This is a genomic window from Streptococcus troglodytae, from assembly GCF_002355215.1.
Lineage (GTDB): Bacteria > Bacillota > Bacilli > Lactobacillales > Streptococcaceae > Streptococcus > Streptococcus troglodytae.
On record NZ_AP014612.1, the window covers coordinates 1,226,683 to 1,240,455 of the forward strand.

The 13,773-nt window shown below is 41.0% G+C and carries 15 protein-coding genes and 1 pseudogene; 2 read left to right on the plus strand and 14 right to left on the minus strand.

What is annotated here, in order from left to right; translation table 11 throughout:
- Window positions 1-50 precede the first annotated feature (50 nt).
- Window positions 51-512 (minus strand): flavodoxin, encoded by a 462-nt coding sequence (locus SRT_RS05965; protein ID WP_128833401.1) that lies wholly within the window; start codon window positions 510-512, stop codon window positions 51-53.
- 378 nt (window positions 513-890) lie between these two features.
- Here SRT_RS05965 and SRT_RS05970 point away from each other — a divergent pair, with 378 nt between their 5' ends.
- Complete coding sequence (locus SRT_RS05970) at window positions 891-1,766, plus strand: LysR family transcriptional regulator (protein ID WP_128833402.1); 876 nt, start codon at window positions 891-893, stop codon at window positions 1,764-1,766.
- A 416-nt stretch (window positions 1,767-2,182) separates the two neighbouring features.
- Here SRT_RS05970 and SRT_RS10830 read toward each other — a convergent pair whose 3' ends face one another.
- From SRT_RS10830 to SRT_RS06025, 13 genes and pseudogenes are all read right to left on the minus strand, one after another.
- Complete coding sequence (locus SRT_RS10830) at window positions 2,183-2,608, minus strand: hypothetical protein (RefSeq protein ID WP_223213926.1); 426 nt, start codon at window positions 2,606-2,608, stop codon at window positions 2,183-2,185.
- Window positions 2,596-3,726 carry an aldehyde dehydrogenase family protein gene (locus SRT_RS05975; protein ID WP_223213927.1) on the minus strand — a complete coding sequence of 377 codons (1,131 nt, stop codon included), beginning with the start codon at window positions 3,724-3,726 and terminating at the stop codon, window positions 2,596-2,598. The genes SRT_RS10830 and SRT_RS05975 overlap by 13 nt, the downstream gene beginning before the upstream one ends.
- 546 nt (window positions 3,727-4,272) lie before the next feature.
- Window positions 4,273-4,653: a helix-turn-helix domain-containing protein gene (locus tag SRT_RS10835; protein WP_308417630.1), complete on the minus strand. Its 381-nt coding sequence runs from the start codon at window positions 4,651-4,653 to the stop codon at window positions 4,273-4,275.
- On the minus strand, window positions 4,586-4,771 hold the full coding sequence (locus SRT_RS10355; protein ID WP_128833403.1) for an aldo/keto reductase: 186 nt from the start codon (window positions 4,769-4,771) through the stop codon (window positions 4,586-4,588). The genes SRT_RS10835 and SRT_RS10355 overlap by 68 nt, the downstream gene beginning before the upstream one ends.
- A gap of 302 nt (window positions 4,772-5,073) precedes the next feature.
- Window positions 5,074-5,652 (minus strand): NADPH-dependent F420 reductase, encoded by a 579-nt coding sequence (locus tag SRT_RS05990; RefSeq protein ID WP_128833404.1) that lies wholly within the window; start codon window positions 5,650-5,652, stop codon window positions 5,074-5,076.
- A gap of 195 nt (window positions 5,653-5,847) precedes the next feature.
- Window positions 5,848-6,882 (minus strand): zinc-binding dehydrogenase, encoded by a 1,035-nt coding sequence (locus SRT_RS05995; protein ID WP_128833405.1) that lies wholly within the window; start codon window positions 6,880-6,882, stop codon window positions 5,848-5,850.
- Between the two features lie 51 nt (window positions 6,883-6,933).
- Window positions 6,934-7,802: pseudogene (locus SRT_RS06000) on the minus strand (GRP family sugar transporter).
- A 6-nt stretch (window positions 7,803-7,808) separates the two neighbouring features.
- Window positions 7,809-8,594, minus strand: coding sequence for a glucose-1-dehydrogenase (locus tag SRT_RS06005; RefSeq protein ID WP_128833406.1), 786 nt, complete (start codon window positions 8,592-8,594; stop codon window positions 7,809-7,811).
- A gap of 125 nt (window positions 8,595-8,719) precedes the next feature.
- Window positions 8,720-8,869 carry a hypothetical protein gene (locus tag SRT_RS10290; RefSeq protein WP_154662702.1) on the minus strand — a complete coding sequence of 50 codons (150 nt, stop codon included), beginning with the start codon at window positions 8,867-8,869 and terminating at the stop codon, window positions 8,720-8,722.
- Window positions 8,870-9,087: 218 nt separating this feature from the next.
- Window positions 9,088-10,038 carry an aldo/keto reductase gene (locus tag SRT_RS06010; RefSeq protein ID WP_128833407.1) on the minus strand — a complete coding sequence of 317 codons (951 nt, stop codon included), beginning with the start codon at window positions 10,036-10,038 and terminating at the stop codon, window positions 9,088-9,090.
- 12 nt (window positions 10,039-10,050) lie between these two features.
- Window positions 10,051-10,350, minus strand: a complete 300-nt coding sequence (locus SRT_RS06015) for a YciI family protein (RefSeq protein ID WP_128833408.1) — start codon at window positions 10,348-10,350, stop codon at window positions 10,051-10,053.
- 191 nt (window positions 10,351-10,541) lie between these two features.
- A complete protein-coding gene (locus SRT_RS06020; protein ID WP_128833409.1) occupies window positions 10,542-11,075 on the minus strand; it encodes a recombinase family protein in 534 nt (177 codons plus the stop codon).
- Between the two features lie 728 nt (window positions 11,076-11,803).
- Window positions 11,804-12,757, minus strand: coding sequence for an alpha/beta hydrolase (locus tag SRT_RS06025; RefSeq protein ID WP_223213928.1), 954 nt, complete (start codon window positions 12,755-12,757; stop codon window positions 11,804-11,806).
- Window positions 12,758-12,881: 124 nt separating this feature from the next.
- Here SRT_RS06025 and SRT_RS06030 point away from each other — a divergent pair, with 124 nt between their 5' ends.
- Window positions 12,882-13,580, plus strand: coding sequence for a MerR family transcriptional regulator (locus SRT_RS06030; RefSeq protein WP_128833410.1), 699 nt, complete (start codon window positions 12,882-12,884; stop codon window positions 13,578-13,580).
- Window positions 13,581-13,773: the final 193 nt, after the last annotated feature.

Below are 13,773 nucleotides of genomic sequence, written 5' to 3' on the forward strand. Positions count from 1 at the left end.
TCCTTTTTACTTAACTTTTTTGTAAATGTTTTTTAGGTGAAGTTAGTTTTCTAAAAATCAATGGCTGTCAGCCAAGAAACGATATCTCTTTCATTGTTTAAGACACAGCCCGGCGCTGGATGATCCAAAATCCTATCCATAACAGTCTGTGCTTGTACATAAGTTGAACCTCCAGATGTCGCAAAAGTCGCAAGACGCTTGCCTGACAGATCCAGATGCTCTATTACGGTTTGAATAAGGCGCGGCGGCTGTCCCCACCAAGTAGGATGTCCAATAATGACTTGATCATAAGATGAAAGATCAGGCAGTTTTCCTTTATAAGCAGGACGGCTATCATCATCCCCTTGTTCCAGATTAGCACGGCTTGTCGGCACATTCCAGTCCAAATCGGCCGAGGTATAAGGCTGAGCTTCCTCAATCTGATAAGTATCTGCTCCTAAACGATCAGCTATCATCTCTGCCACTGCTTTCGTTGTTCCTGTCTTTGAAAAATAAATAACAAGTGTTTTCATTTTTATCTCTTCCTTCCTATTCTTTTTTAGAATGTCTGTTTAATTCTAGACAAATAAAAGATAAAAGCAAGTCGTTAAGAACACTCTTTCTCTTATTTCAGCTTTATCACTTGATGTTTTTATTATATTCTCCTATACTATAAAAGTAAAATACTTAAAAATTATGTTCAACTATTCTTTTTAATTATGGAATTGAGCACACCCTAAGAGCGGTATCAAAAAGGGATGCAGTCGCTGCAAGTTTGCTTGCTTACGGATGAAGATGCCCTTTCTGGACACACTCTGCTTTTTTGACGCTCAGGGATTCAAAATGACATTTTTTAAATCTTTGAGCCTGAGCTAATACCCAGTGATTAATATCTTAGAGAAAGGAATTTTATGGAATTACGTGTCCTTCGCTACTTTGTCGCTGTAGCCAATGAACGCAATATCACACGCGCAGCGCAAAGCCTTCACGTTTCACAGCCTACACTTTCTAAACAACTCATGGATCTTGAAGATGAACTGGATCTCACTCTTTTTATGCGGGGAAATCGTGAAATCACCCTAACAGAAGATGGCGAATACTTTCTGCATAAAACGCGGGAAATTCTCTCTCTGGTTGATACCACCGTTGCCAATATCCATACCCGCGAACAGCTCAGCGGACAGCTCCATATCGGAGCCAATGAATCGCCGCAGCTGAAACATTTAGCCCATCTCTTTACGGACATTCAGACAGAAAATCCCGACACCCAGTTCCATTTGCACGGCATGACTACAGACCTGGCCTTTGAAAAGCTAGACAAAGGATTGTTAGATTTTGTCGTATCAGTTGGTCTTGTCAATGCGGATAAATACGAACAGATCCGCCTTCCTTGGACAGATACAGGCGGCCTCCTTATGCCTCTAGAACACCCTTTGTCAAAGAAGAAAACCATCACAGAACAAGATTTAGAAAACTATCCCATCATCGCCTTTGGACAGGAGTATTCCTATACCGATCTCAGCAATTGGATGGGAGCTGGTCTTGGTAAGATTCAATTTGTGGGTTCCTTTAATGTACCATCTATCGGAATTCAGATGACACAAGCAGGACTGGGATTAGCTTTTTGCCTCAAGGGGATTCCTCTGCCCGATGACCTGACCTTTCGCCCCTTGGATCCAACTGCTAACCCCAGTCTCCGGCTCATTTGGAAGAAAGATCAAGCCATGTCCAGCCTAGCCGAAGAGTTTTTGGAGAGGGTGCAAAATCTCAGTAGAGATGAAAAATAAGTTTAAACAGTAGCGCATTATCTAAAAAGCATTTAAGTCTAAAAGAGTCAAGTAGCTAACGATACACTTTCTGCCATTTTGGCTTATTCATTTTTATCTAGACTGATACAAAAACGACTGGAACTTCCAATCGTTTTTTTGCTCTATATACTGACCCAATGCTGTATTCCATATTGCATATTGATCGTGACCTCAAAAGTTATGGTATTTTCTGCACTTTCGCCGTATCTCAATAATCCTGACAGAACAATGATTTTCTTTGAGGATTAGCTTTATGAATCCATTATACCCGGCTTTTTGAGACACTGACATCATTTTAACTGCTATTTTTTAACAGTTTACGTCAATATCTAGAAATTTGCTTTTGTCCCAGTCTTTTTGCCTTATTCTCAACAAGACCAGAAGCCAGAGATTTTTTAGACATTTCCAATTGAATAGTTAACGATTTGCTGATTCATCTCATCTGTTGCTTGACGGTTATTATATAAGAAACCAGTCGCTGCAAAATGATCTACAAGGATAGATTTTTCAACATTTTTAAAGTTAAGTGCGTTTCCGAAATTGCCAAAACCTGAAACAAAGCTTTCTTTCGTTTCTTTACAGCCGCCCCAAGTAAGATATGCATTAAACCAAACCATAGGAGGTGTGGTATTGACAGTGATTCCGCCATAGTTTAGCTCAGTCAGTGCTGTTTGAAGACTGTCCTCATGAGCAGCACGCGTTTCATCATCAATGAGAATCATGCAGCCCAGTGTTCCCAAGAGCTTCTCATTAGCAAATTCAGTAGCTGCTGGGAGAAAATCTGCAGCAGTTGCAGGGATATCCAAGGCTACTTCACCCATAATTTGGCAGAAAGCTTCGTGATGGACACCATAGGCATCTTGATCCATATCAGGGATAAAACAAAGTCCGAATGTGGGTATTGATTGTCTTCAGTCGTAATGATTTCAGCTTGTGGGTGGTTGGCAAGAAAAGCTTCACGCACAGCTGCACTCTTTGGATAGTAAGTTCCTACGGCAAAAGTATCGGCTGCAGCCGCACGGACAGCATCAAGGAAGGCGTTACGTTGTTTCCAATGTTTAGATGTAATAAAGGTTTGCGGACGGCCGCAAGCTGCTCCGCCATTTCCTTTAGAAATGGAGACAATGAGCTCTGCTTGATTTTTGATTTCTTCAGCAGTCCAAGGACGATCGCCTGGCACGATGATAGCTGGATTGTTGCCGCCGCGTTCTGAAATTAATGGAGTATCCGTAGAAGCCATGATCTGTTTAGCCACAGCTGTTGATCCTGTAAAGTAGATCGCATCAAGACCGTTTAATTGTATCAAATCACGGCTGTATTCAACGCCTGCAAAAGATAGGGCCTTGCGTTCCACCAATGGTGCAAAAATTTTTTCCCAAACCTTATCTGTCTTTTCATTGAGTCGGTGTGCTTTATGAATAACCGTTTTATTATCAAAAAAGATAGCCTTGATGGTTTCGATAGAAGAGCTGTAGTTTCCAGCACCTGATACAGCAATAACACCTGCTTCTTTGTCAAAAGGGCTGACTTGCTCAGGTTTGCCTTCAACGCGAAGATACCCTTGTTGGCTAACTGACGCTGCTTGGTCCATAGGTGCTACTGGGAAGACTTCAATTTCGTAAGTGCCATCACCGAGCTCACGGACAGATTTGGGCGCTGGCATTTTACCTGTTTCGGCCAGAGTTTGGTAGACATAGATGCTGGCATTGATAACATTAGCAACAGCCACCAAAGTTTGAAGCATCCCATCTGTTTGTGAATAGAGAGTTGCTCCCACCAAGTGATTTTTCATCTGTGCTTCTGCCTGACCCAATTCTTCGCCGTAGAGACGCATATTAGCTTGGATGTCTGCCAAAACTTGAAGCCGTTCTTCCAATGAAACCTTAGTCCATGCTTGCGGATCCAAGCGGTCCATTGCTTCTTGTGCTGTGAGTGTCATAGTAAATTCCTCATTTCTTTATTTGATGAGATTTATTATAATCCTAGGCACACCAAATTTTAATGATAGTTTATGACAAAAATTTGATACTTTACGCCAGACTGACAAAATAATACTCAAAAATATCAAAATCAGAACTAGGACGAGCCGCAGACAGTATTAGAGTACGGCAAGGAAACCCAACAACATTTAATTTTCAAAGAGTATAAAAACTAGTTCTGATGAGAACTAGCTGGCAGGATATCATATTGAATAAGCCATAGACCAATTAGAATTAAGAGGGGCTTTGCCTTCAAAGGCATTGTGCTTGCTGATTATGCTGATTAACTTTTAGCATGACACCAACTGCTTCTTCATTGCCATAAATCTCAGCCGTATCAATATTGCGGTATCATGCTTTAAGAACTGCCTTGACCTGAGGATGCAGGTTTTGGAAATATGCCAACGCCTGAGCCAACTCATTCATAGCCGCTAACTCACCACTGCCCATTACCAAGCTTCCAGACAAATCGACCTGCTCTTGCACCTCCTCTTTGGCCCGCTCAGTTAAATCCACGATATCTCGTGCCCGCTGGCGGAAGCGCAAACCCTATTTTCTGTCAGGTAGATACGATGGTTAGAACATTTAAACAAATCCACTCCCAGCTCCTCTTCCAGAGCTTTGAGATGACGAGACAGAGTAGGCTGAGCATGAGCAAACGCTCCGCCCGTCCGGGTCACATTTTTCTCCTCGGCTACCACTAAAAATACTGCAAGACACGTAAATACATAAAAACTCCTTTGGACAAGATAGGCTCTTATTGTATCACACATGCTAAGATATACAAAGTCGCCCGACTGGACAATTTTGCTATCATATTTACCCCTGATAGCCCAGCCAATTAGAAGTATCCCGATTGATATTTCTGAAATTTTCCATCTCTTCATCCCTAAAATCACAATCAAAAATCTCAATGTTTTCTTTGGTATGCAGAGAATTTTGAGAGCCTGAAATAACCATAAAGCCGGACTGCAGCAAAAATTTTAACATGATTTGTGCTGCCATTTTCTGGTATTTTTTCCGCCAATTAATTGGTTCAGATAAGGGTCATGAAACATAGAATTTAGTCCTTCCCCTAGCGGCGCATAAGCTTTCATGACAATACTATGGGCTTTCCATAAATTGAATTGAGTCTTTATTTTGCGTATAAATATTGGTCTCGACTTAATAGACAGCAAAGATGATATCAAACTGCTCCATGACCGCCTGCAAATGATGACTGTCAAAATTGGATACGCCAATTGAGTGAAGTTTCCCTGCCTAAAAAATGCTGGAACAGTTCTTTTTGCTCCAGCATTCTATTTCTCTTATTTCAAAATGGCATAGCCGCCTTCAAAACTTACCTGCTCACGCACAGCAAGAACGATTTGCAGATAACCCATTGCTTCCAGCTCACGGGAGCGACGCAGCGGACCTGCATCAACGACATTGATACCGCCAGCTTCAATTAATTGGCGCAGACGAGCTTTTGCAGCCTCATCATCACCAGCCATCTGAACCGTTGTCTTGACTTGACCAGCTACCGTTTTCTTGAGCAAATTGTCAAAGAAATTGGTATTAAAGGCCTTAATCACTGTTGATTCTGGCAGCATGTCCTGAAAAAGCTGGGCTGCTGAGCTGTCCATAGGGACGTAGAAGTCATCCATGGTCTGGAAATTAACGGGATTTGAGATGTCAACGACAATCTTACCCTTCAACTTATCCTTATTAGCCTCTATGATGCCTGCCATGTCCTTGTACTGAGTCCCAAGGATAACCACTTCACCCAATTCATCAGGGATTTGACTATCGTGTCCAAAATACTCCACTTGATTGCCTTCATAGTCAAAGACGCTGCCTACGGCCTTCCCCATATTTCCACGGCCAAAAACTGAAATTTTTACCATATGATTCACACTTTCTAATGACAGTCCATAAAAATCAAAAATAGACCGAACTTTGTCACTTGATTAGTTTGTCAGCGAAATGGTCTCGCTTTGATTTTTTAAAAAGATAATTTTACAAAAAGGGAACAGGACGATAAATTTAAATTCTGTCCCGTCCTCTGCCTCTTTTTTTCTGTTCCTTTTTAGAACAGAAAATTAAACAACAATCATAGACTTAATAGCCTTACGTTCGTCCATGTCTTTATAAGCTTGATTAATGTCATCCAAGCTATAGGTATCTGTGAAGACACGTCCTGGATTGATATCTCCGTCAAGAACAGCTTTGAGCAAGATTTGCTTGTCATAAGTCGTAACAGAGGCAGATCCTCCACCGATTATGGTATTTTGAGCAAAGGTTGATCCAAGAGGGTGTTTATCATAGTGCGGTAAGCCTACAAAGCCAATACGTCCGCCATTATGAAGAACACCAAGTGCTTGATCAATAGAAGCTTCAGATCCCACACATTCAAGGGCTGCGTCTGCTCCGCCGCCGAGAATATCACGAACTTTGGCAATACCTTCTTCGCCGCGTTCAGCAACAACAGCTGTCGCGCCTGATTCTAAGGCCATCTTTTGACGGTCCTCGTGGCGGCTCATGAGAACGATTTGTGAGGCACCGCGCATTTTAGCTGCGATGACTGCACATTGTCCAACAGCTCCATCGCCAATAACAACAACCTTATCACCAGGCTTAACATGTGCTACGCGGGCTGCATGGTAACCAGTCGGCATAACATCAGCCAATGCAAGAAGAGACTTAAGCATCCCTTCTGAGTAGTCAGATGGCTGACCAGGGATTTTAACCAAAGCCCAATCGGCATATTGGAAACGGATGTACTCAGCCTGAACACCGCTTGACCAGTTATCACTCACATGACGATCACATGAGCCGTCAAATCCAGCACGGCAGGCATCACATTCACCACATCCATGAGTAAAGGGTGCAATAACGAAATCACCGGGCTTGACGGTTGTCACGCTGCTGCCAACTTCTTCAACAATACCAATAGCTTCGTGCCCACTGTTTGGTGTATCTGGTGCGGTATCTTCACTGCGGTAGCTCCATAAATCAGATCCACAGACACACGTACGCACGATGCGAATAATGGCATCATCTTGTTCAACGATTTGCGGACGGTCAACATTAGCAATGCCAACTTCACCAGATTTTACATAGACTGCTGATTTCATAATTCGTATTTCCTCCAAATCATAATAGTTTCTTTAATTTGTTTCTTTATTTTATAAGAAGACTGTGATGACACTTGCTCCGACAATCAAGGCTAAGCCGATGTAAGTCAAGCGCATCTGTGTTGAGCTCTTTTTCTCACGAAGGATAAAGACTGCTCCAAGTGTCGCAATGACAACATTAAGCTGAGTGAGAATGTAAGCGATGGTCACACCGTTGGCTCTGGCTGAAAAGATATAAGCAAGCGATGCGACACCAAAGATCAAGCCAACCAGACCGGATACCCAGCTTTCTTTCTCTCTGAGAGCTTCACGACGGGTTACGAGAGCAAAAACAACAGCACCTGTTAAAATACCCAGCATCTGCGGCAAAAAGATAGATAAGCCATTAGCATTTACCAAACGTGGTGCTGCACTGTAAACCCAGTAACCAATACTGGTCATAAGCAAAACACGGACCCCTCGGGGAAGATCTTGGCCTTCAGTACTGTCTGTACCTTCTGGATCAACTGAAGTCAGATAAGCACCAAGAATCAAGATAGCAATGGCAAGAAAACCAAAAACTTATTCCAGATACCAGCCCATTCACCAAAGGCAAAAACACCTATGAGTGAAGTCCCGATCAGCTGAAGACCGGTTGATAAAGGCATGGTCTTAGAGACCCCAATGATATCATAAGAACGAACCTGACCAGACTGTCCAAAAATCCAAAAGGCACCAGAAACAAAACTAATCAAAAAAGTTTCCCAACTGATAGCAGCTGGATGAAAGACGAGCTGAACTAGGAGACCAACGACTACTGAGCCTATTCCAAATCCCAGAACTTCATTGGTCGTATCTCCTCCGATTTTACGAAGGAAGATTGGCTGGATTCCCCAGCCAAGAGCTGGAACAAGCGCGAGTAAAAGACTTGTGATTGACATGTTACCTTATCCTTTCCCATCTTGGAAAGCAGGATATAAGGTCATACCGCCGTCCACAAAAAGTGTCACACCTGTAACATAGCTTGACTCATCTGAAGCTAACCAAGCCGCAGCTGCAGCTACCTCTTCAGGGTCTCCGATACGATGCATAGGTACCATACCAGCTGTTTCTTCATACTGTATCGGATCGGCAAATTTTTTAGCATTGATTGGTGTATTGATAGCTCCTGGTCCGATGTTGTTGACACGGATATTTTGTTTGGCATATTCCATAGCAGTGGTTTCTGTAAAGAGTTTAACACCGCCTTTAGAAGCTGCATAGTGAGCAAAACCTGGCCATGGGATTTGTTCGTGGACAGATGACATATTGATGATATTACCTTTTTTATCATTGTCTACAAAATATTTAAGTGCCACTTTTGATCCTAAGAAAACGCCAGTCAAGTTAGTTGTGATCACACGGTTCCAATCTTCAAGGCTGAGTTCATGTGTTGCACTGCGGTTTTCAACACCTGCATTATTGACCCAAATATCAACACTTCCAAAAGCATTGATAGCCGCATCCAAAAGTTTTTGGGCCCCAGCTTCTTCACCGACATTAGCTTGAACAGCCAGTCCTTTACCACCGGCTTCTTCAATAATGTCTACTGCCGCTTGGGCACCTTTGCTGTCTGAAAAATAATTCACGACAACATTCATTTTTTCAGCACCAAAGCGTTTGGCAATGGCTGTTCCGATTCCTTTAGAACCGCCTGTTACAACGGCAGTTTTTCCTGATAACTCTGTGTACATATCATTCCTCTTTCTTTTGATTTGTTTGTTTTTAATTGCAAACGTTGACCATTGTATCACTTAGAGTGGGGGATAAGTCAACTATTTTGCATTAAATTTAGATTACTTTAGGGATATGCTCTGTTTTAATATTGCAGATAAAGGTTCCTGCTTGTATCCAAAGCATTGATTTGATCAATATCTTCCCAGCTGAGTTTAAAATCCCAAATGGCAAAGTTTTCAGCCATTCGACTTGGTGTTGATGATTTAGCCAGAGAAATCAAACCGCGGTCCACTTACTTCCCAACACAAAATAATCTGAGCAACTGATTTGCCATATTATCCGCAAGAGCAAGCAAGACCGGATTGGTAAAGATTCCCCCTTTGCCTTCAGCCAAATAAGCCCAGAACTGGGGAATAACATGACACTCCAAGCAGTAAGCTACCAGATTATTTTGATTATAACAAGGATGGCTTTCAATAGCTTGTCTTTTAAAATTGGTTAGCCTAATGCTTAGGCCTTGCCTTCCCAGCCACCGCGTGTATGCACACCTGAAGCTGTCGCCAAGTTTTCAAGCTGTGCCACTTCTTCAGCACTTAAAGCAATTGAAGCGACTTTAGCAGCATCTTCAACCTGTTCAACCTTGGTTACACCGAGAATAGGAGTTGTGCCGCGTCCAATAGCCCAGGCAGTTGCGATTTGGGCTGGAGAAGCATCATATTTAGCAGCCAAGCTACGGAGTTCTGCAAGTAAATCAGAAAGAGCAGGGAAAAGCGGATTATAGGTTTGACCGCGCTGAGAGTCTGCTGGCAGCAGATGATTCTCATCATATTTACCAGACAGAGCCCCTTGTTCTAAGACCATGTAAGAGAAAAATTGAATAGCGTTTTCTTTACAGTAGTCAAGAAGTCCGTCTTCAATAGAGCTGCGGTAAAGCAGGCTGAAATGATTTTGGACAGCAGAAATTTTTACACCGGACGGCGCCAGAATCTCTTGCACACGTTTGACTTGTTCAAGGCTGTGATTAGATACCCCAACACGCTTAACTTTGCCGGATTTGATAAGACCAGCCAAATACGGCGTCCAGCGCTCCACATCTGCTGAATTATGAATCCAGTAAATATCAATATAATCTGTGCCAAGACGTTTCATACTGCCATCTAGCATGTCCTCTACAGGATTTTCTGCCTTATCATCTTGCATACCTGGAGTAAACTTAGTAGAGATAACCACATCTTGACGCTTGTAAGGGGCAATAAGCTCTCCAAGAATACGTTCGGACTCTCCGGCTGCATAAGCATAGGCTGTATCAAAAACATTAAGACCAGAATTCATAGCTTCATCTACAACAGCCTTAAGATCTGCTGTATCCAGTGAGTTGCCAAAAACAGCATTACCGCCGAACATGCCTGATCCCCATGACCAAGTTCCAAGAGCGATTTTTGAGTGGGTTGTGTTTGTCATTTGTTTTCTCCTTTATTTTCCTTTAAATGCAGTGATATTATTTGCAACCATATTAGCAGTAAATTCACTGATGTCATAGCTGGCATAATCTGGATAGTAGGCATCTTGAGTAATAATAGACTCAATAGCTGCCCTACTATCTGCTTGAGCGATAATAAGACCTGCCATACCCTTATCTTTATAAGGACCCACAATGAGAAAACTGCCTTTCTCAAACTGTTTTGTGAACCAAGCACGATGGCCAGCTAAACGGCTCTCTGCCTCCTCTTTAGGAACCAGATCATCTTTGATAGTGATATTAATTAAAAACATTGGACAATTCCTTTCTATATAAGATATTCCTGACGAAATACCCTGATTTTTATCCTTTTAAATTTTAGAAATTTAGCACTATTTCGTAATGTATACAATCAGAAACAAGTGTGTTAAACTATTGAATGCCTTGATTTTTATTCTTTTTTGAACAATAATGACCTGTATCAAAATGTATAGTATTTGAAGTTTCATGATTCTTGCAGCCAGCGGTAAAAAGTTGCCGGTGATACCTGCAATAAGCTTGCTCCTTCACGTATACTGATTTTTTCCTCGCGCCTCAGCTGAAGGACCTCTTCAAAGTTAGACGGTTTTTTCATGGGCGGACGACCGAATCGTACCCCTTTTTTCTGAGCCACATAAGATAAAATTTGCAGAACCAAATCGGTTAAAAACCGCCCTGTCAGTCCGTGTACCGTATTTTTAGTATTTAAAAGCGGAAAGTCCAGAACAATAAGTTCTACTTCCCTTCCTTTAGATAGATAGTTCCACTGCTCAATGATTTCTTCGTAATTGCGGCCGAGCCGATCAATTGATTTAAGATACAGCTCATCTCCTTTTTTTAATTTTCTTAACATACGCCGATACTGCGGACGCTTAAAATTCTTACCTGATAATTTGTCTACATATATGTTCTTTTTGTCCACCCCCTCTTTGATGAGGGAATGAATCTGACGGTCTGTATTTTGCTCCTTAGTTGAAACTCTTGCATAACCGTATTTCACATCTTAACCTCCTTTTTAAGAAAGTAAGTGCAGTTTTTCTCATGCAAGATTTTTATTCTTTAAATGACTGTCCTAAGTATAGCAAATTCCTTAAAAACTTCTAGCAGTTCGCTCAGTCAGTCACGTCATTCACCAAGAAGTCGGCTTATCATTCATGATTAGAATGGTAAGAACTCTACTTTCTTACATATAGAAAAACCTCCATATAATAACTTGTTCATGATTTATCTCTCCTTTCAACTGAAATAAAAACAGTATAATCCTCAGTAAACAAAAAGTAAAATACTTTAAAAACATAGTCAGCCATTCTTTTTAGTTATAATAGGAAAAACTGCTTTAATGATGAGTTTTTTAACATAAGAACACCTCCCTCTTGAGTTAATGAAACTGTGAGGGAGGTGTTCTTATAGTCAAACAAAATCAAAAACAAACGAGGTAAGGACTTAAGAAAAATCGCTGATGACACTGTTTTTTCTACGCCAAGTCCTAGAGGACCTTGGCTAAAGCCCCTACTAGCTCGCCTGTCAAAGCAGTATCGGCTTTTTGGATCACGTCACAAGGTAGCAAAGTTAATGGGCGTTTAGCACCTCTGTAACTAAGAGCAGCCGCTGCCAGCGATCTGCCTAATTGCCTGAAGACAATACTGGTGTACAGCAAGTAAAAGGTCTGGGAGACCTTTTGAGATAGAAATAGAAGCAGCGAAATTAACCTCATCAGTTCAATAACACCTATCGTTTTGATTTTTTAAGAAAATTAAAATGGGTTGTCAGTTTTATAATTTTTTGAAAAGAAAGCAAAAATTTTATCAACCGCTGGATCAACATAACCTTTTTATCATACAAATCAACATGGCTGGCACCCGAAATTTTGTAAAGCTCTTTATCACGTGAAGCTGCTTTTTCTATTACTTCTTTTGAATAATTAATAGTATCTGCTTTTGTACCTGCTACTAGAAGAATTGGTTGGGTCAAAAAGCTATCAATAAAACGAAATGTATCAAAAGTTAAAAGTTTATCAACTGATAGAAGAGAGACTTTATTAACTGAGCGTGGATGGGCTCCTCTGGGGGTACGGTAGTAATCATGAGCCTCAATAAGTGTACGTGGCATTTCCGGACTAGTTTCTTCCGGCACATAAGGACCATAAAGAGCAGCAGAACCATTTGCTTCAGCTGTTCTTTGTTTGCTAGCTTCCTCTAATAGAGCCAACTGTGCTTCCAGTGTTATCTCATGCTCTAAACCGTCACGAATCCATGAACCAGGATCAGAGATGCTGACTCCAGCGACTGCTTTAATACGACGGTCTGTCATGGCAGCATTGATGACATAGCCACCACCAGAACAGATTCCCAAAGCTCCGATACGCTCAGAATCAATATAAGAAAGACTGGTCAAATAGTCAACAGCACATTTGACATCTTCAACACGAACATAGGGATTTTCCACATAACGAGGCTCACCGCCACTTTCCCCTTGGAAGGAAGTGTCAAATACGAGAGAAATGAGCCCTCTGGCAGCTAATCTTTCAGCATAGAAAGATGGTGACTGTTCCTTGACAGCACCTGCTGGAGCAGAAATCACAATAGCCGGATACGTTTGACTGTCATCAACATTTTCTGGAAGAAAGAGGAGACCCGTCAAGTTGTAATAGCCATGTTTAATCATTACTGTTTTTTTCATCATTTTTACCTCTGTAAATAAATTTAGTCCTTTGACTATATTTTACAGTTTAAACTATAAAGTTACTTTACAGTCAAGCCTTATTTTGATAAAATTTTTAAAAAATCATAAAAAAGGAATCTTTTCAATGCATCAAAAAGAACTTCTATCTATTAGTCAATTTGCCAAAATGGCTGATATTACTAGGGCAAATTTGATTTTTTACGATAAGGAAAACATCCTCACTCCTACTTTTCGCAGCCAAGGCAACGGCTATCGCTACTATTCCTTCCAACAATTAAATCAAGCCTTTACCATTAACCATCTTCGAAAAATAGGACTATCTCTAAAGGCAATTAAGAAATTTTACCAGAATAATAGTTTAGAAGAAGCTGCCAATATGGCTGAACAGCAGAATCGTCTGATTCAAAAACAAATTTCAGAGCTAAAACAACTTCAGGCTCATCTTGATACCTTTCAAAAAAATTTATCAGAGCTGGCCCAGCTGAAATTTCCCGCCTATCAAATTCAAAAACTGTCTGCAAAATATTTAACCCTAAGCCCTCCTTATCAGAACATTAGAGAAAAAACACAGAGCATGTATGATTTTTTCCGTTACTGTAAGGAGAATGATATTGATTACCATGGATATTTAGGAAGACTCTTTCTAAAAGACAAGATTCAGACTTCTAATTTTTATGAACCTTCTTACCTTTACTTTGAAAATATGGAAGGAGAATATGAGATGTCAGCCGGTAACTACTTCATCTACTACGATTACAGTGATGGCAGCAATTTATCAGCTATCTATCAGAAAGTTCAAAGTCTGCTTAAAGAAAAGGGTTGAAACCGATAGGCTCAATTTATGAAGATTATCCCTTAACAGGATTTCTCTTTTTTGATGATGATAAACAGCTCATTCGTATTCGTGTTTCTATTGAATAATAGAAGTTCAAAAATCAGATTGATTCTACAGATACCAGCTGCAAGTCCTTAATACTTTGCTGTCTTCAGCTACTTTATAGTTGCCCATTTTTTAA